Source organism: Streptomyces sp. NBC_01520 (genome assembly GCF_045040375.1).
Classification (GTDB): Bacteria; Actinomycetota; Actinomycetes; order Streptomycetales; family Streptomycetaceae; genus Streptomyces.
Genome location: NZ_CP109404.1, coordinates 5,065,112 through 5,079,436 on the forward strand (window position 1 = coordinate 5,065,112; position 14,325 = coordinate 5,079,436).

Here is a 14,325-nt window from a genome sequence, read left to right on the forward strand (position 1 = left end):
AGATGAGCAGCCACGCGCAGAACCGAGCCCGTGTCATCCCCCTGCGTCCTGTCCCCGCCACGGCACCGGGCCCCGCGCCCGCCGCCAGAGAGCCGCTCTGGCGGGACGTCGTCGGGGACGTGCTGCGCCGCGAGCGGCTCGCACAGGAGCGGACGCTCAAGGACGTGGCCGAGGACGCCCGGATCTCGATGCCGTACCTCTCCGAGATCGAGCGCGGCCGCAAGGAGGCCTCCTCAGAGGTCCTCGCGGCAGCCGCCCGTTCGCTCGGCCTCGGACTGGCCGATGTGCTGTCCCTGGCCCAGGGGGAGCTCGGCCGCCGCAGCACCGCGGCCTCCCGGACGTCCCCGGCCCGCATGTCCCCGGCCCGCGCCTCCCTGGGCGAGGTGCGGCTGGCCGCCTGATGCCGGGTCAGGCGGTGGCCGGGACCCGGCGGCTGAGGACCTCGTCCGCGAGGCCGTACGCCACCGCGTCCTGGGCCGTGAAGATCCTGTCCCTGTCGGTGTCCGCCCGCAGGGTCGCCGGATCGTGCGGGGTGTGCCGGGCCAGGACCTCCTCGACCTGCGAGCGGATCCGCAGCATCTCCCTGGCGTGCAGCCGGAGGTCGGAGACCGTGCCCTGCTGCCCACCGCTGGCCGGCTGTCCCAGCAGCACCCGGGAGTGCTCCAGGACGAACCGCCGTCCCTGATCGCCGCCGGCCAGGAGCACCGCGGCGGTCGAGGCCGCCTGCCCCACGCAGTACGTCGCGATCGGAGCCGAGACGAAGGTCATCGTGTCGTAGATCGCCATCAGCGAAGTGAACGAGCCGCCCGGGGAGTTGAGGTAGATCGCGATCTCGGTCCCCGGGCTCGACGACTCCAGGTGGAGCAGCTGGGCGATGACGACGTTGGCCACCCCGTCGTCGATCTCCGTACCGATGAAGATGATCCGCTCCGACAGGAGACGGCTGAAGACGTCGTAGGACCGTTCCCCCAGCGGGGTGCGCTCGACGACGCTCGGGATCGTGTACTGGCCCATGTCAGATCCCCAGCCGTCGCCGCGAACCGGCCGGGCGCACGTCGTCGAGCGACTCGACGACGTGGTCGACCATGCCGTACGCCTTCGCCTGCCCGGCCGTGAACCACCGGTCCCGGTCGCCGTCCCGGGAGACCGTCTCCGCGGACTGCCCGGTGTGCGCCGCCGTGATCCGCTCGACTGCCTGCTTCGTGAATTCGAGGTTCTCGGCCTGGATCGCGATGTCGGAAGCGGTGCCGCCGATGCCGGCCGACGGCTGGTGCATCATGATCCGCGCGTTCGGCAGGGCGAACCGCTTGCCCGGCGTCCCGACGGTGAGCAGGAACTGCCCCATGGACGCGGCGAACCCCATGGCGAGGGTGGAGACGTCGTTCGGGACGAGCTGCATCGTGTCGTAGATGGCCAGCCCGGCCGTCACGGACCCGCCCGGACTGTTGATGTAGAGGCTGATGTCGGTGCGCGGGTCCTCGGCGGACAGCAGCAGCAGCTGGGCGCAGACCCGGTTCGCGGAGACCTCGTCCACCTGGGTGCCCAGGAAGACGATCCGCTGGGCGAGGAGCTGCGCGGCGAGGTGGTCGTCGAACCGTGTCGACGGTGTGTCCTCGTCGGCGGCGCGTGGCAGGGCGGCGGGGTGGGGCGACATCGGACCTCCCGGTGGCGGGGGCGGCCGGTGCGGCCGCGCTCACTCCACTCTTGGCCCGGGAGGCCCGCCACGTCAGGAATCTCTGCCCACGGCAGATTCGCCGCAGGCAGAGAGCGCCCGAGGGCCACGGAGCCGGGAGGCCGGCAGGCGGGAACCGGCAGCCGGCAGCGCGGGATCAGTCGCCGGCGGTCGGTGCCGGGGCGATGCCCGTGGGACAGGCCCGGCCCCAGTTCGTCTCCGACGGGAACTCCAGGGTGGCGCCCGTGCCGCCGATGCCGCAGTAGCCGTCGGGGTTCTTGTCCAGGTACTGCTGGTGGTACGCCTCGGCGGGCCAGAAGGTGCGCCCCTCGGCCGGGAGGATCTCCGTGGTGATCTCGCGGAAGCCCGAACCGGTCAGGACCCGCTGGTACGCCTCGCGGGCCGCGGCCGCGCCCTCCGCCTGCTCGGGGGAGTGCGTGTAGATCGCCGAGCGGTACTGCGTGCCCACGTCGTTGCCCTGGCGGAAGCCCTGGGTCGGGTTGTGGGACTCCCAGAAGAGCTTCAGGAGCTCGGCGTAGCTGACGGCCTTCGGGTCGAAGACCACACGCACCGCCTCCGTGTGACCCGTCAGACCCGAGCAGGCCTCCTCGTACGAAGGGTTCTCGGTGTAGCCGCCCTGGTAGCCGACGAGGGTCGTCCACACGCCCTCCGTCTGCCAGAACTTGCGCTCGGCACCCCAGAAACAGCCCAGCGCGAAGTCGGCGACCTCCAGCCCCTGCGGGTACGGGCCGGTCAGCGGGTTGCCGAGGACCGTGTGCCGGGACGGGACGGTGAATTCGGGGACGGGACGCCCGCGCAGGGCCTCCTCGGGGGTGGGGAGCTGCGGGGTGCGGTGGTTCAGGAACATGCGGGGGCTCCTCCGGGGGTCGGTGTTCGATCCGTACAACGCGAAGGGGGCGCCGAGGATTCCGGTGTCCCTCACCCGTCGGCGGCTACTGCGGCAGCGTCGCCGGGCTGCCGCCGTTCGCCTCGTACCCGGCCACGGCAAGCGCCCGGTACACCGTGTACTCGGCGGCCGGATCCGAATTCTGCGTCCAGGGCAGCGCGCCCACGTGACCGTCGATGTGGACGAGCTGGTGCACCGCCTCCGACCAGCGCTCCGTACGGACGAGGAAGAGGACCAGCAGGTGCCGCACATGGGCGAGCATCGGGTCGTCGGCACGGGCCGCGTGCACCGCGAACATCGCACCCTCGACGGCCTTCGTCACCACGAGGCCCTGGTAGAAGCCCTGCACCAGATTGACCTCGGGCAGATGCTCGTACACCGCGAACAGCGGCAGCGCCGCGAGCAGCGAGCCCTGCGGGGCGCGGGCCGCGGCAGCCGTCGCGAAGCGGTCGGCCTCCTCACGGGAACCGTGCCACTTCTCGCACCAGAAGTGCAGGGCGGCGATGTGCGCGCCCATGTGCGCCGGCGCACGGTCGATGATCTTCACCCAGAGCTGGTCGAACTGCTCGTGGGAGTAGCCCAGTCCACGGGCGACGGCCAGTTCCACGATGTACGGGACCGGGTCGCCCGGTGCCAGCAGGGCGGCCTCGCCGCAGACCGTACGCGCCTCCTCCAGGATGATCCGGAAGTCGTCGGTGCCCACGGTGCCGGTCCGCCACGCCTGCTGCACCAGGAACTCCGCGTGCACCGCCGCGGCGCCCGCGTCCTTCGGGGCCTCGGCCCGCCACTTCCGCAGCCACGCCCCGCCCTCACCGGGCCGCTGCGCCAGCTCCAGGGAGGCCGCCCCGGCGAAGGCCTGCACCCGCTGCCACCGGGTCTCGCTCTCCTTCGGCGTGCCCGCCAGGAGCTGGGAGGCGGCCCGCCACTCCTGGGTGTCCTGCACGACGGCGAGGACATCGATGAGGTCCTGGTCGGGTCCCGGCATCCGGACGTCCAGCTCCTCCTGGCGTACGAAGCCGTACGTGCCGGGGTCGGCGGCGTCGGGGGAACCGGGCGCGACCTGGCGGATGCCGCCACGGCGGCGCAGCATGATCGGGCCGACGACCGCGGCGAGCATGCACAGCGCGAGCAGGAACCACAGAATCTCCATGCGGTCCATTGTCCCCGGACTGCGGAGTGGCCCGTAAGTGCCCTCGGAACGAACTACGCTCGGGGCTCATGAGCGACCAGCACAGCTTCGAGACCCTCGCGATCCACGCCGGCAACACGGCGGATCCCCTCACCGGCGCAGTGGTCCCGCCGATCTACCAGGTGTCCACGTACAAGCAGGACGGTGTCGGCGGACTGCGCGGCGGCTACGAGTACAGCCGCAGCGCCAACCCGACCCGTACCGCCCTGGAGGAGAACCTGGCGGCCCTGGAGGGCGGCAGCCGCGGACTCGCCTTCGCGTCCGGCCTCGCCGCCGAGGACTGCCTCCTGCGTACGCTGCTGACACCGGGCGACCACGTGGTCATCCCGAACGACGCCTACGGCGGCACGTTCCGGCTGTTCGCGAAGGTCGCCTCGCGCTGGGGCGTGGAGTTCTCGGTGGCCGACACCTCGGACGTGTCCGCGGTACGGGCGGCGATCCGCCCCCGCACCAAGGCGATCTGGGTCGAGACCCCGTCGAACCCGCTGCTCGGCATCACGGACATCGCCGCCGTCGCCGGAGTGGCACGGCAGGCGGGTGCGCGTCTCGTCGTCGACAACACCTTCGCCAGCCCCTACCTCCAGCAGCCGCTCACGCTCGGCGCGGACGTCGTCGTGCACTCCACCACCAAGTACATGGGCGGCCACTCGGACGTCGTCGGCGGCGCGCTCGTCACCGGCGACCCGGAGCTGGCCGAGGAACTGGCCTACCACCAGAACGCGATGGGCGCCGTCGCCGGGCCGTTCGACGCCTGGCTGGTGCTGCGCGGCATCAAGACCCTCGCGGTCCGCATGGACCGGCACGACGAGAACGCCACCAAGGTCGCCGACCTGCTGACCCGCCACCCCAAGGTGACCCAGGTCCTGTACCCGGGGCTGCCGGAGCACCCCGGGCACGAGATCGCCGCGAAGCAGATGAAGGCGTTCGGCGGGATGGTGTCCTTCCGTGTCACGGGCGGCGAGGAGGCGGCGGTCGAGGTCTGCAACCGCGCCAAGCTGTTCACGCTCGGTGAGTCGCTCGGCGGCGTCGAGTCGCTGCTGGAGCACCCGGGCCGGATGACGCACGCGTCCGCAGCGGGCTCCCCGCTGGAGGTGCCGGCCGACCTGGTGCGGCTGTCCGTCGGCATCGAGAACGCCGACGACCTGCTGGCCGACCTGACGCAGGCGCTCGGCTAGACACCCGCCTCCCTGCGGCGGCCGGGAAGACCCCCGGCCGCCGCAGGGCGTGCGCGCCTCGCGGTCGTCAGCAGATCCGGTCGAGGAACAGGGCGGCCGCGAACAGCGGTTCGCTGCCGCCGGCCCGCAGCCCGTGCGACCGGAGCTCCTCGTCCAAGGTGCGGAGGGCTTCCCGGCCCCGGGCAGCCCCCGCGCCCCCCGCCTCCAGGACCGCGCGCGCCCCGCCCTGGACCCGGCGAAGGCCGTGCGGGCCCGCAGCGTGCAGGAGCCCGGTGTCCTGGAGCGTGCTCATGACGCCGAGCAGGGCGTTCAGCCGGGCGTCCTCCTCCCCGGTCCCCCGCCCCCTCGTGCCACGCAGGGTCTCCAGCGCCCGCCGGGCGTGTGGAAAACCGGCCCTGGCCTCGCCCTTCGCCCCGGCCGCACCGTAGCGCGCGGCCACCGACGAGCCCGGGGACGGGACGCGCGGCGCCTTGCGGTCGCGGAACAGCGCGAGGGACCTGGCCGTGGCCGTCACCTCGGCGGCCCGCGCACCCGGCTCCAGTGCCGCTGCCGAGACCAGGAGCCCCAGGGCCCAGATCGCGCCCCGGTGCTGCACCGCACCGCACGCGGCCCGCCGCGCCGACCGTTCGGTGGCACGGCCGATCGCCCCCAGCTCCTCGCGGAGCCCACCGGTGGCGGAACCCGTACGCCCGGCTGCCGCGGCCATCGCCGCGAGGCCCGGGTGCAGCGCCTTGGCCGCCCACCGGGCCGTGGCGGCGTCGGACGCCCCGGGCCCAGGGCTGCGGCTGTCCGTCAGACCCGGCGTGGGTGTGAGGGCCACCGCCTCGACGAGGGCGCCGACCGCGGCCTCCGCGAGATCGTTACGACGCACTGCCGGGAACATCGCTCGGCGGCGTACCGGTGGGCGGCGTACCGGTGGGGGCGCCGCTCGGGGGCGCTCCCGTGGGCGGCGTACCGCTGGGGGCACCGCTCGGCGGTGTGCTGCCTCCGCCGTCGCCCGCACCGCTGTTCTCGGCGCCGGGGTCGATCCCGAGGGTCAGGGTGGCGACGAACCCCTTGTCGGCGTCGCCGGTGACCGTCGTCAGACCGTCCTTGGCGCCGCCTCCGCCGTACACCATGTCGTCGTCGAGCGCCGTGGGCGTACCGACGTGCTGCGCGTACGGGGACAGCTTGTAGACGGCCTCACCGTACGAGTCCTCGAAGAACAGCTGGCCCGTGTAGTTGACCTTGCCGCCCTCGTACGTCCCGTCGTCCTTCTTGCCGCCGGTGTGCACCTTGACGTGGATGTGGGTCACGCGCGGGGTGTACCAGCCCGGATAGACCGTGGTGAACTCCACGACCCCGTCGTCCCCCGCGATCTGGTAGCCGCGCAGATACGTCTTGTCGTCCGCGCCGCTGGTGTCCTCACTCTCCGCCGGAGCCTGGCCGCCGGGGTTGGCGGTGGTGTAGCCGGAGTAGTAGCCCCAGGTGTCGCAGTGCCAGATCTCCACCGCGGCTCCGGGGACGGGGGCACACGACTCGGTCGTGTCCCGCACCGTCAGACGCACCGTCAGCGGAACACCCTCCTTGCCGTCGGTGATGTCCTTACGCACCAAGGCGTCGTCGAGGTGGTAGGGACCCTCCGTGACGCTGGACATCAGCACGCACTGCCCGGACCCGGAGGACGCCGAAGCCGATGCCGAGGCACCGGCCGACGACGCACTCGTGTCCGAACTCCCGCACCCGGCCAGGGTCAGCCCCGCCACCCCCGCCGCCGCGCCACCCACCGTGAGGACCTTCCGCCTGCTCACACCGTTCTCGTACATGAGCCGGACGCTAGTGCGGCCACTTGGGAGAAGTCCGTGCAACGCCTGTGACGCGGCTGTGCGTACGGCCCCCCGGGTGAACAGCCGGTCACGGCCTGCGCGCACCGCCGTCAGACAGTGGCCTTCTCGTCCTCCAGCGACGCCCGGATCTGCTCGCGCAGCTCGGGGCTGTCCGTGTGCTCATGGACCGAGACGGCGTGCTCGGCGGCCGCCCGTACGACTTCGTCCTCCTCGCCGGTGATGGCGAGGGAGCAGTTCGAGACGCTCGGGTAGTTCCGGCAGTCCGCGATCTTCCGTGTCATAACGACCTCCTCGGCTCGTCCGTGCCGTCCCTTCCAGGGTAGATCCGCGGGCTTCAGGCGGACACCGGCCGTCACCAGCCGTCCGGGGAAGTCGTCGAGGCGGGCGGCGTCGTCCACGGCTCGGCCGTCCCCGCCCACACCACGAGCGCGGCCACCACCGCCCACAGCAGGCACACCACCAGCCGGTGCCCCACCCGGCGGCGGCGCAGCAGCCGTGCCCCGCGCTTTGCCGCCCGCAGGGCGAGATCGGCCGGGACCGGCGGGTGCGCGCCCCGCAGCATCCGGCGGACCTGGTCAGCCCGGTGGTCGGGGGTGTCGTCGGCGTCGGCGCGGTTCACGGCCGCGCACCGGAACGCATCGTGGCGACGGCCCGGGAGCAGACGACCCGCACCCGGTCCACGGGAAGCCCCAGCAGCGCCGCGGTCTGCTCCGGCGCCATCTCCTCGTACAGGCGCAGCACCAGGACCAGGCGTTCCTGCGGGGTCAGTCCGTCGAGCAGCCCGCCGCGTGGCCGGTGATCGCGCCGGGTGCCGTGCGCGAAGCGGAGCACGAGGTCCTGACGGGTGCGGTCGTACGGGTCCTCGCCGCGCAGCCGGTCCCAGTCCGCGTACGTACGCGCGAGGGCGGCGGTCAGCAACTGCCGGGCGCGGACGTTCGACCCTGGCGGGGCGACGGGTTCACAGGTGAGGAGGGTGGCGGTGTGCAGCAGCCGTCCGGCCGCGCCCGCCACGAAAGCCTCGAACTCCTGGTCGCGGCGGCCCTCCGCCGCGTGCCGCTGTCGCATGGACCTCATCGGAGACCCGGCGGTGCACCCGGGTCAAGAGGCCGTCCGTCACGGTTCGGATCGGGCCCGGCACGCTTCGGGCCGGGCAGCCGTCACGGTTCGGATCGGGCCCGGAACCGTGGCGCCGCCCGGGTGCCCGGGGCCACGGCGGCGGTCAGCTGTCGTGCGCCGGCTGGTGCACGGCCTGCCGGGCGGCCAGCGACCCGTTGAAACGGGTGAGCAGGGAGCAGAACGTGTCGCGCTCCTCCTCGCTCCAGCCCTCGGTCACCTGGGACATCAGCTCGCGCCGCGAGGCACGGACCTCCTCCAGACGGGCCTGGCCGCGCGGCGACAGCTGCAGGACGACCGCCCGCCCGTCCTCCGGGTGCGAGGTGCGCTTGACCAGACCGGTGTCGACGAGCGGCGCGACCTGCCGGGTCACGGTCGAGGAGTCGATCCCCATGCCCGCGGCCAGTGCCTTCACGCCCATCGGGCCTTCCAGGTCGAGCCGGTTGAGCAGCAGGTAGGCGGCCCGGTCCATGGAGTTGCGGACCTGGCCGACACCCCCGAGGCGGGTCTGCTCGGCGCGGCGGGCGAAGACGGCCACCTGGTGCTGGAGTGCGTCGAGGAGGTGGTCCGTTCCCGGGTGTCCGGGGGCGGCGCCCCCGGAAGGAGACGCGGCAGTCGTCATGTCCTGAGGGGGCATGGCCGGGGGCTCTCTTCGTGCGGTGTCGGATGGGTGGGGGACAGAGTACGCGGCCACGGGGCAACGCGTACCAGCGCTGCACAAACCTGTGGACACCACCGCAGGCCACCATGAGATGCGACGGCCCGTGGCGCTCCGAGCTGCAAGACTTGCTGTCATGACCTTCCGTACGCCTGGCCCTTTTCCGCCGCTGATCCTCGACGACATCCGGGGGGCGCAGAAGATGCTGTCCGGGGTGGCCAGGACGACGGGGATGGAGGGCAGCCGTCATCTGACCGCCCTCGTCGGCGCCCCCGTCCACTTCAAGTGCGAGAACCTCCATCGCACCGGCTCGTTCAAACTGCGCGGGGCGTACGTACGGATCGCCGGTCTCAGCCCCGTCGAACGGGCGGCGGGCGTGGTGGCCGCGAGTGCCGGAAACCATGCGCAGGGTGTCGCACTCGCCTCCTCGCTGCTCGGCGTACGTTCTACGGTCTTCATGCCGGTCGGCGCCCCCCTGCCGAAGGTGGCCGCGACCCGTGAGTACGGGGCCGAGGTCCGGATGCACGGCCATGTCGTGGACGAGACGCTCGCCGCCGCCCAGAAGTACGCCGAGGAGACCGGGGCCGTCTTCATCCACCCCTTCGACCACCCCGACGTCATCGCCGGCCAGGGCACCGTGGGCCTGGAGATCCTCGAACAGTGCCCGGAGGTCCGCACGATCGTCGTCGGCATCGGAGGCGGCGGACTCGCCGCCGGGATCGCCGTCGCGGTGAAGGCCCTGCGCCCCGACGTCAGGATCGTCGGCGTCCAGGCGGCGGGCGCGGCCGGCTACCCGCCGTCACTGGCCGCCGGACATCCCGTGGCCCTCGACTCGGTGCAGACCATGGCCGACGGCATCAAGGTGGGCCGCCCCGGCGACATCCCGTTCCGGCTGGTCCAGGAGCTGGTCGACGAGGTCCGCACGGTCACCGAGGACGAGCTCTCCAGTGCGCTGCTGCTCTGCCTGGAACGGGCGAAGCTGGTCGTCGAGCCGGCCGGGGCGAGCCCGGTCGCGGCACTGCTCAGCGACCCGAAGGCGTTCCGCGGGCCGGTCGTCGCCGTGCTGTCGGGCGGCAACGTCGACCCCCTGCTGATGCAGCGCATCCTCACGCACGGCATGGCCGCGGCCGGCCGCTACCTCAGCCTGCGACTGCGGCTCACCGACCGTCCCGGGGCGCTGGCCGCTCTCCTGGCCACACTGTCCGCGGCCGACGCGAACGTCCTCGACGTCATTCACGTACGGACCGATCCGCGACTGGGGCTCACCGAGGCCGAGGTGGAACTGCACCTGGAGACCAAGGGCCCGGAGCACTGCGAGGAGGTCGCCGGCGCACTGCGGGACGCGGGATACCTGGTCATGGGCTGACGCGCAAATCCGGTTGTGGGCCATGACATGTCGCCATAGCGTGCAGCGCCGGGCGGTCCTGTCCTCCCGGCGGGGGAGTGCCGGGAAATCTAGGATCGGCTCAGGAAGTCACCCGAAAGCAACTGGGGGAATCCCGTATGCCAGGCGCCATTTACGCCGAAGGCCTGGTGAAGACCTTCGGTGAGGTACGAGCACTGGACGGCGTCGATCTCGACGTACCCGAGGGCACCGTTCTGGGCCTGCTGGGGCCCAACGGTGCAGGCAAGACGACCGCCGTACGTGTGCTGACCACCCTGCTCCAGCCGGACAGCGGACGGGCTGTCGTGGCGGGCATCGACGTACTGAAGCATCCCAACGAGGTACGCCGCTCGATCGGGCTCTCCGGCCAGTTCGCGGCGGTCGACGAGTATCTGACCGGCCGCGAGAACCTGCAGATGGTCGGTCAGCTCTACCAGATGAGCGCGCGCGACGCGAAGAAACGGGCGGTGCAGCTGCTGGAGAGGTTCAACCTCTCCGACGCGGCGGACCGCACCGCGAAGACGTACTCCGGGGGCATGCGCCGCCGCCTCGACCTGGCGGCGGCGCTCGTCGTCTCACCGCCGGTCATGTTCATGGACGAGCCCACCACGGGACTCGACCCGCGCAACCGGCAGCAGCTGTGGGAGGTCATCCAGGAGCTCGTCGCGGGCGGTACGACGCTCCTGCTGACCACGCAGTACCTGGAGGAGGCCGACCACCTCGCCCATGACATCTGCGTGATCGACCACGGCAAGGTCATCGCACGGGGCACCTCCGACCAGCTCAAGGCCCGCACGGGTGGGGAGCGCGTCGAGGTCGTCGTGCACCAGCCGGACCAGATCGAGCCCGCCCGCGCGGTGCTCGCCACCTACGGCAAGGGCGAGATCTCCCTCGCCGAACACACCCGCAAGCTGACCGTCCCGGTCACCGGCGGGGCCAAACTGCTCGCCGAGGTCATCCGCGACCTCGACGGCCACGGTGTGGAGATCGACGACATCGGCCTGCGCCGCCCCACCCTCGACGACGTCTTCATCTCGCTCACCGGCCATGCCGCCGAGCTGGAGAGGGCCAACGGGGAGGGCGGATCGACCCGCGCCGCACAGAATCCGAAGGAGGACGGGAAGTGACTGTCACCACGGACACCGCGCAACTGCTTCCGCGGAGCCACCGCAGCGGTATCGGCCAGTCGGTCGCCGACTCCCTCGTCGTCGCCCGGCGCAACCTGATCCGCATGGCCCGCATCCCGGAGATGGTCATCTTCGGACTGATCCAGCCGATCATGTTCGTGGTGCTGTTCACCTACGTCTTCGGCGGTTCCATCAAGGTCGGCAGCACCATCTCGTCCGCAGACTACAAAGAGTTCCTGATGGCCGGGATCTTCGCCCAGACCGTCACCTTCGCCACCGCGGGTGCCGGGGCGGGTATCGCGGACGACATGCACAAGGGGCTGATCGACCGCTTCAGGTCGCTGCCGATGGCCCGGGGCGCCGTCCTCACCGGACGTACCCTCGCCGACCTCGTGCAGACCGCGCTCACCCTCGTCGTCCTCGCCGGGGTCGCACTGATCATCGGCTGGCGGACCCACGAGAACCTCGGCAAGGTGCTGCTCGGCTTCCTGCTGCTGCTCCTGCTCGGGTACGCGTTCTCCTGGATCGGCGCGCTGATCGGCCTCGTCGTACGGACACCGGAGGCCGCCACGTCCGGCGGGCTGATCTGGCTCTTCCCGCTGACGTTCATCTCGAACGCCTTCGTGGACGCCAACCAGATGCCGACCGTGCTGCGTCACATCGCGGAGTGGAACCCGTTCAGCGCCACGGTGCAGGCCTGCCGCGAGCTGTTCGGCAACCTGCCGCCGGGCTTCGTCACGCCGGACGCCTGGCCGATGCGGCACCCGATCCTCGCCTCGGTGATCTGGTCGGTCCTGATCATCGTCGTCTTCCGCACCCTGGCTGTCCGCCGCTACCGCTCAGCCACGGCCTAAGGCTGGGGTCCGGTGGGAAGTTACGGGCGCCGAAATGCCTGCAATTCGGGCAAAACTGCGTCCGTAACTTCCCAACGGCTCAGGGGCCGGCGGCGTCAGCCCGTGTAGGGCTTGGCCGTGAGGATCTTCACCGTCGCCTTCTTGCCGTTCGGCAGCTCGTACTCGGCGTCGTCGCCCGTCCGCTTGCCGTTCACGCCCACGCCGAGCGGGGACTGCGGGGAGTACGTCTCGATGTCACCGCTCGCGTATTCGCGGGAGGCGAGCAGGAAGGTGAGGGTGTCGTCCGGGTCGCCGTCGAAGGCGATCGTCACGACCATGCCGGGCTCGACCACGCCGTCGTCGGCAGGTGCCTCGCCGACCTTCGCGTGCTCCAGGAGCTGGGTGAGCTGACGCACCCGGAGCTCCATCTTGCCCTGCTCCTCCTTGGCCGCGTGGTACCCGCCGTTCTCCTTGAGGTCACCCTCCTCGCGAGCGGCCGCGATCTTGACGGTGATCTCCGAGCGCGCGGGACCAGTGAGGCGTGCCAGCTCAGCCTTGAGCTGGTTGTACGCCTCCTGCGTGAGCCAGGTGACGTTTTCGCTGGTCTGGGTCACAGGGTGCTCCTCGTCGGTACTGGGAATACAAAGCATCGCCCTACCCCAAGCATGTGCTGCCACGGGTGGGCGAAACCACGAGCCTAACAATTCCCCGCGAAAAGGGGGAGAAGGTAAACCGTCACACCGGTATATCGCCTGGTCAGCGCCGGAGCGTGCGCAGCAGGCACGGCGCGCGCCCCACGGTGCGGGCGGGAGCCGGGGCGTACGCCGTCAGCCGGCGGTGCAGACCATCAGCTCGACGGCGGTGGCCCGGGACGTCGTGCGCAGGGAGACGACCTTGTCGACCCGTGCGGCGTCCTCGTCGAACCGGAAGTCCCCGCGGGCCACCTCGGCGCCGTCCTCGCTCAGGGCGCGGACCGTGCAGTACCCGTCGGCGTCCCGTTCCTTGCGCACCTCCAGGTGCACCTCGGCCCGGTCGTCGGAGACGATCCTGGACTTGATGAGCTCGCCGCTCACGTCCTGGCCGACGACGTAGTCGTAACCGAACCAGCCGACGATGCCGAGGAGGGCCGCACCCAGCACCGCGCCGATGATCTTCAGCTTGCGGTCCGCGCGCTCGTCCTCGGACCGGCCGTAGCGCCCCTCGGGCAAGGCCTCGCGTACCGCTGCCATGATCGTTCCTCCCATACCGGGGACGGCGGAATTTTCCACCCCCGGGTTCAGTCACTATAGAAGCCGACCATCGCGACCAATCACTGAGGACCGAGTCTTGACCGAGCAGCTGAGACTGATGGCCGTTCACGCCCACCCCGACGACGAGTCGAGCAAGGGCGCGGCCACCATGGCCAAGTACGTGTCCGAGGGGGTGGACGTCCTGGTCGTCACCTGCACAGGGGGCGAACGCGGATCCATCCTCAACCCGAAACTCCAGGGTGACGCGTACATCGAGGAGAACATCCACGAGGTGCGCAAGAAGGAGATGGACGAGGCCCGGGAGATCCTGGGCATCAAGCAGGAGTGGCTCGGCTTCGTCGACTCGGGTCTGCCCGAGGGGGACCCGCTGCCGCCGCTGCCCGAGGGCTGCTTCGCACTGGAGGACGACGAGACGGCGGCGGGGCGCCTCGTCGCGAAGATCCGCGCGTTCCGGCCGCAGGTGATCACCACCTACGACGAGAACGGCGGCTACCCGCACCCCGACCACATCAAGACGCACACCATCTCGATGATCGCCTTCGACGGCGCGGCGGACACCGAGAGGTTCCCCGAGGACGGGTTCGGGCCGGCCTGGCAGCCGCGGAAGCTCTACTACAACCAGGGCTTCAACAAGCCGCGCACCGTCGCGCTCCACGAGGCGCTGCTCGCGCGCGGGCTGGAGTCCCCGTACGGCGAGTGGCTGGAGCGCTGGAAGGAGTTCGAGCGCGCCGAACGCACGCTGACCACGCACATCCCGTGCGACGAGTTCTTCGAGATCCGTGACAAGGCGCTCATCGCGCACGCCACGCAGATCGACCCGGACGGCGGCTGGTTCCGGGTTCCGATGGACGTCCAGCGGGAGGTCTGGCCGACCGAGGAGTACGAGCTGGCCAAGTCCCTGGTCGACACCTCCCTCCCCGAGAGCGACCTCTTCGCGGGCATCCGCGACAATGCCTGATATGTACGCGACCCAGGCACTGACGCAGTTCGTTCCGCTCGCCGCCGCGGAGCTCGACGAGAACAAGGTGACGCCCGGCGTCCTCGGCTTCCTCGTCTTCGCGGCGCTCGCCGTGGGGGTGTGGTTCCTGATGAAGTCGATGAACCGCCACATGGGCAAGGTCGACTTCGAGGAGGCCCCGGACCCCGCGGCGGAGCGGAAGGCGCCGGCCGGGGCGGGCAAGGAATAGCTCC

19 protein-coding genes are annotated in these 14,325 nt (G+C 71.3%); 7 read left to right on the top strand and 12 right to left on the bottom strand.

Annotated elements, in window-relative coordinates; genetic code table 11:
* Nucleotides 1-2: 2 nt before the first annotated feature.
* A complete protein-coding gene (locus OG524_RS23180) occupies nucleotides 3-401 on the top strand; it encodes a helix-turn-helix domain-containing protein (RefSeq protein WP_405811606.1) in 399 nt (132 codons plus the stop codon).
* A gap of 7 nt (nucleotides 402-408) precedes the next feature.
* On the opposite strand, the gene OG524_RS23185 is transcribed toward OG524_RS23180, so the two are convergent.
* The 4 genes from OG524_RS23185 to OG524_RS23200 form a co-directional block, all read right to left on the bottom strand.
* Nucleotides 409-1,014, bottom strand: a complete 606-nt coding sequence (locus tag OG524_RS23185) for a ClpP family protease (RefSeq protein WP_405388927.1) — start codon at nucleotides 1,012-1,014, stop codon at nucleotides 409-411.
* A gap of 1 nt (nucleotide 1,015) precedes the next feature.
* On the bottom strand, nucleotides 1,016-1,654 hold the full coding sequence (locus tag OG524_RS23190) for an ATP-dependent Clp protease proteolytic subunit (RefSeq protein ID WP_405388926.1): 639 nt from the start codon (nucleotides 1,652-1,654) through the stop codon (nucleotides 1,016-1,018).
* 175 nt (nucleotides 1,655-1,829) lie between these two features.
* Complete coding sequence (gene msrA / locus OG524_RS23195; protein ID WP_405811607.1) at nucleotides 1,830-2,540, bottom strand: peptide-methionine (S)-S-oxide reductase MsrA; 711 nt, start codon at nucleotides 2,538-2,540, stop codon at nucleotides 1,830-1,832.
* 85 nt (nucleotides 2,541-2,625) lie between these two features.
* Entirely contained in the window at nucleotides 2,626-3,729 is a 1,104-nt protein-coding gene (locus tag OG524_RS23200; protein ID WP_405811608.1) for a hypothetical protein, read from the bottom strand.
* A 68-nt stretch (nucleotides 3,730-3,797) separates the two neighbouring features.
* Between OG524_RS23200 and OG524_RS23205 the strand changes: the two genes are divergently transcribed.
* A complete protein-coding gene (locus OG524_RS23205; protein ID WP_405388923.1) occupies nucleotides 3,798-4,943 on the top strand; it encodes a cystathionine gamma-synthase in 1,146 nt (381 codons plus the stop codon).
* A gap of 67 nt (nucleotides 4,944-5,010) precedes the next feature.
* On the opposite strand, the gene OG524_RS23210 is transcribed toward OG524_RS23205, so the two are convergent.
* The 6 genes from OG524_RS23210 to OG524_RS23235 form a co-directional block, all read right to left on the bottom strand.
* Nucleotides 5,011-5,826 carry a triphosphoribosyl-dephospho-CoA synthase gene (locus tag OG524_RS23210; RefSeq protein WP_405388922.1) on the bottom strand — a complete coding sequence of 272 codons (816 nt, stop codon included), beginning with the start codon at nucleotides 5,824-5,826 and terminating at the stop codon, nucleotides 5,011-5,013.
* Nucleotides 5,804-6,748, bottom strand: coding sequence for an intradiol ring-cleavage dioxygenase (locus tag OG524_RS23215; protein ID WP_405388921.1), 945 nt, complete (start codon nucleotides 6,746-6,748; stop codon nucleotides 5,804-5,806). The genes OG524_RS23210 and OG524_RS23215 overlap by 23 nt, the downstream gene beginning before the upstream one ends.
* A gap of 110 nt (nucleotides 6,749-6,858) precedes the next feature.
* A complete protein-coding gene (locus OG524_RS23220; RefSeq protein WP_405388920.1) occupies nucleotides 6,859-7,050 on the bottom strand; it encodes a DUF1059 domain-containing protein in 192 nt (63 codons plus the stop codon).
* A 71-nt stretch (nucleotides 7,051-7,121) separates the two neighbouring features.
* Nucleotides 7,122-7,388, bottom strand: coding sequence for a hypothetical protein (locus tag OG524_RS23225; RefSeq protein ID WP_405388919.1), 267 nt, complete (start codon nucleotides 7,386-7,388; stop codon nucleotides 7,122-7,124).
* The gene (locus OG524_RS23230; RefSeq protein ID WP_405388918.1) at nucleotides 7,385-7,834 is read right to left on the bottom strand and encodes a sigma factor-like helix-turn-helix DNA-binding protein; all 450 of its coding nucleotides are present in this window, start codon (nucleotides 7,832-7,834) and stop codon (nucleotides 7,385-7,387) included. Before OG524_RS23230 ends, OG524_RS23225 begins: the two co-directional genes overlap by 4 nt.
* 154 nt (nucleotides 7,835-7,988) lie before the next feature.
* A complete protein-coding gene (locus tag OG524_RS23235) occupies nucleotides 7,989-8,519 on the bottom strand; it encodes a MarR family winged helix-turn-helix transcriptional regulator (RefSeq protein WP_405388917.1) in 531 nt (176 codons plus the stop codon).
* Nucleotides 8,520-8,676: 157 nt separating this feature from the next.
* Between OG524_RS23235 and ilvA the strand changes: the two genes are divergently transcribed.
* From ilvA to OG524_RS23250, 3 genes are all read left to right on the top strand, one after another.
* On the top strand, nucleotides 8,677-9,906 hold the full coding sequence (ilvA, locus tag OG524_RS23240; protein WP_405811609.1) for a threonine ammonia-lyase: 1,230 nt from the start codon (nucleotides 8,677-8,679) through the stop codon (nucleotides 9,904-9,906).
* Nucleotides 9,907-10,043: 137 nt separating this feature from the next.
* Nucleotides 10,044-11,051 (top strand): ATP-binding cassette domain-containing protein, encoded by a 1,008-nt coding sequence (locus OG524_RS23245; RefSeq protein WP_405388915.1) that lies wholly within the window; start codon nucleotides 10,044-10,046, stop codon nucleotides 11,049-11,051.
* Nucleotides 11,048-11,905: an ABC transporter permease gene (locus tag OG524_RS23250; RefSeq protein ID WP_405811610.1), complete on the top strand. Its 858-nt coding sequence runs from the start codon at nucleotides 11,048-11,050 to the stop codon at nucleotides 11,903-11,905. Before OG524_RS23245 ends, OG524_RS23250 begins: the two co-directional genes overlap by 4 nt.
* 95 nt (nucleotides 11,906-12,000) lie before the next feature.
* Here OG524_RS23250 and greA read toward each other — a convergent pair whose 3' ends face one another.
* Together greA and OG524_RS23260 are read right to left on the bottom strand one after the other, a co-directional pair.
* Nucleotides 12,001-12,498, bottom strand: a complete 498-nt coding sequence (gene greA, locus OG524_RS23255) for a transcription elongation factor GreA (RefSeq protein WP_405388913.1) — start codon at nucleotides 12,496-12,498, stop codon at nucleotides 12,001-12,003.
* 213 nt (nucleotides 12,499-12,711) lie between these two features.
* Entirely contained in the window at nucleotides 12,712-13,113 is a 402-nt protein-coding gene (locus OG524_RS23260; protein WP_405388912.1) for a DUF4307 domain-containing protein, read from the bottom strand.
* 97 nt (nucleotides 13,114-13,210) lie between these two features.
* Between OG524_RS23260 and mca the strand changes: the two genes are divergently transcribed.
* Both mca and OG524_RS23270 read left to right on the top strand, forming a co-directional pair.
* On the top strand, nucleotides 13,211-14,092 hold the full coding sequence (gene mca / locus OG524_RS23265; RefSeq protein ID WP_405388911.1) for a mycothiol conjugate amidase Mca: 882 nt from the start codon (nucleotides 13,211-13,213) through the stop codon (nucleotides 14,090-14,092).
* 1 nt (nucleotide 14,093) lies between these two features.
* The gene (locus OG524_RS23270; RefSeq protein ID WP_405388910.1) at nucleotides 14,094-14,321 is read left to right on the top strand and encodes a hypothetical protein; all 228 of its coding nucleotides are present in this window, start codon (nucleotides 14,094-14,096) and stop codon (nucleotides 14,319-14,321) included.
* The last annotated feature ends 4 nt before the right edge of the window (nucleotides 14,322-14,325 follow it).

Excerpts from the sequence above, each read along its gene's own strand:
- OG524_RS23180 (WP_405811606.1), top strand. The coding sequence starts at position 3 with ATGAGCAGCCACGCGCAGAACCGAGCCCGTGTCATCCCCCTGCGTCCT.
- OG524_RS23185 (WP_405388927.1), bottom strand. The coding sequence starts at position 1,014 with ATGGGCCAGTACACGATCCCGAGCGTCGTCGAGCGCACCCCGCTGGGG.
- OG524_RS23190 (WP_405388926.1), bottom strand. The coding sequence starts at position 1,654 with ATGTCGCCCCACCCCGCCGCCCTGCCACGCGCCGCCGACGAGGACACA.
- msrA (WP_405811607.1), bottom strand. The coding sequence starts at position 2,540 with ATGTTCCTGAACCACCGCACCCCGCAGCTCCCCACCCCCGAGGAGGCC.
- OG524_RS23200 (WP_405811608.1), bottom strand. The coding sequence starts at position 3,729 with ATGGAGATTCTGTGGTTCCTGCTCGCGCTGTGCATGCTCGCCGCGGTC.
- OG524_RS23205 (WP_405388923.1), top strand. The coding sequence starts at position 3,798 with ATGAGCGACCAGCACAGCTTCGAGACCCTCGCGATCCACGCCGGCAAC.
- OG524_RS23210 (WP_405388922.1), bottom strand. The coding sequence starts at position 5,826 with ATGTTCCCGGCAGTGCGTCGTAACGATCTCGCGGAGGCCGCGGTCGGC.
- OG524_RS23215 (WP_405388921.1), bottom strand. The coding sequence starts at position 6,748 with ATGTACGAGAACGGTGTGAGCAGGCGGAAGGTCCTCACGGTGGGTGGC.
- OG524_RS23220 (WP_405388920.1), bottom strand. The coding sequence starts at position 7,050 with ATGACACGGAAGATCGCGGACTGCCGGAACTACCCGAGCGTCTCGAAC.
- OG524_RS23230 (WP_405388918.1), bottom strand. The coding sequence starts at position 7,834 with ATGCGACAGCGGCACGCGGCGGAGGGCCGCCGCGACCAGGAGTTCGAG.
- OG524_RS23235 (WP_405388917.1), bottom strand. The coding sequence starts at position 8,519 with ATGCCCCCTCAGGACATGACGACTGCCGCGTCTCCTTCCGGGGGCGCC.
- ilvA (WP_405811609.1), top strand. The coding sequence starts at position 8,677 with ATGACCTTCCGTACGCCTGGCCCTTTTCCGCCGCTGATCCTCGACGAC.
- OG524_RS23245 (WP_405388915.1), top strand. The coding sequence starts at position 10,044 with ATGCCAGGCGCCATTTACGCCGAAGGCCTGGTGAAGACCTTCGGTGAG.
- OG524_RS23260 (WP_405388912.1), bottom strand. The coding sequence starts at position 13,113 with ATGGCAGCGGTACGCGAGGCCTTGCCCGAGGGGCGCTACGGCCGGTCC.
- OG524_RS23270 (WP_405388910.1), top strand. The coding sequence starts at position 14,094 with ATGTACGCGACCCAGGCACTGACGCAGTTCGTTCCGCTCGCCGCCGCG.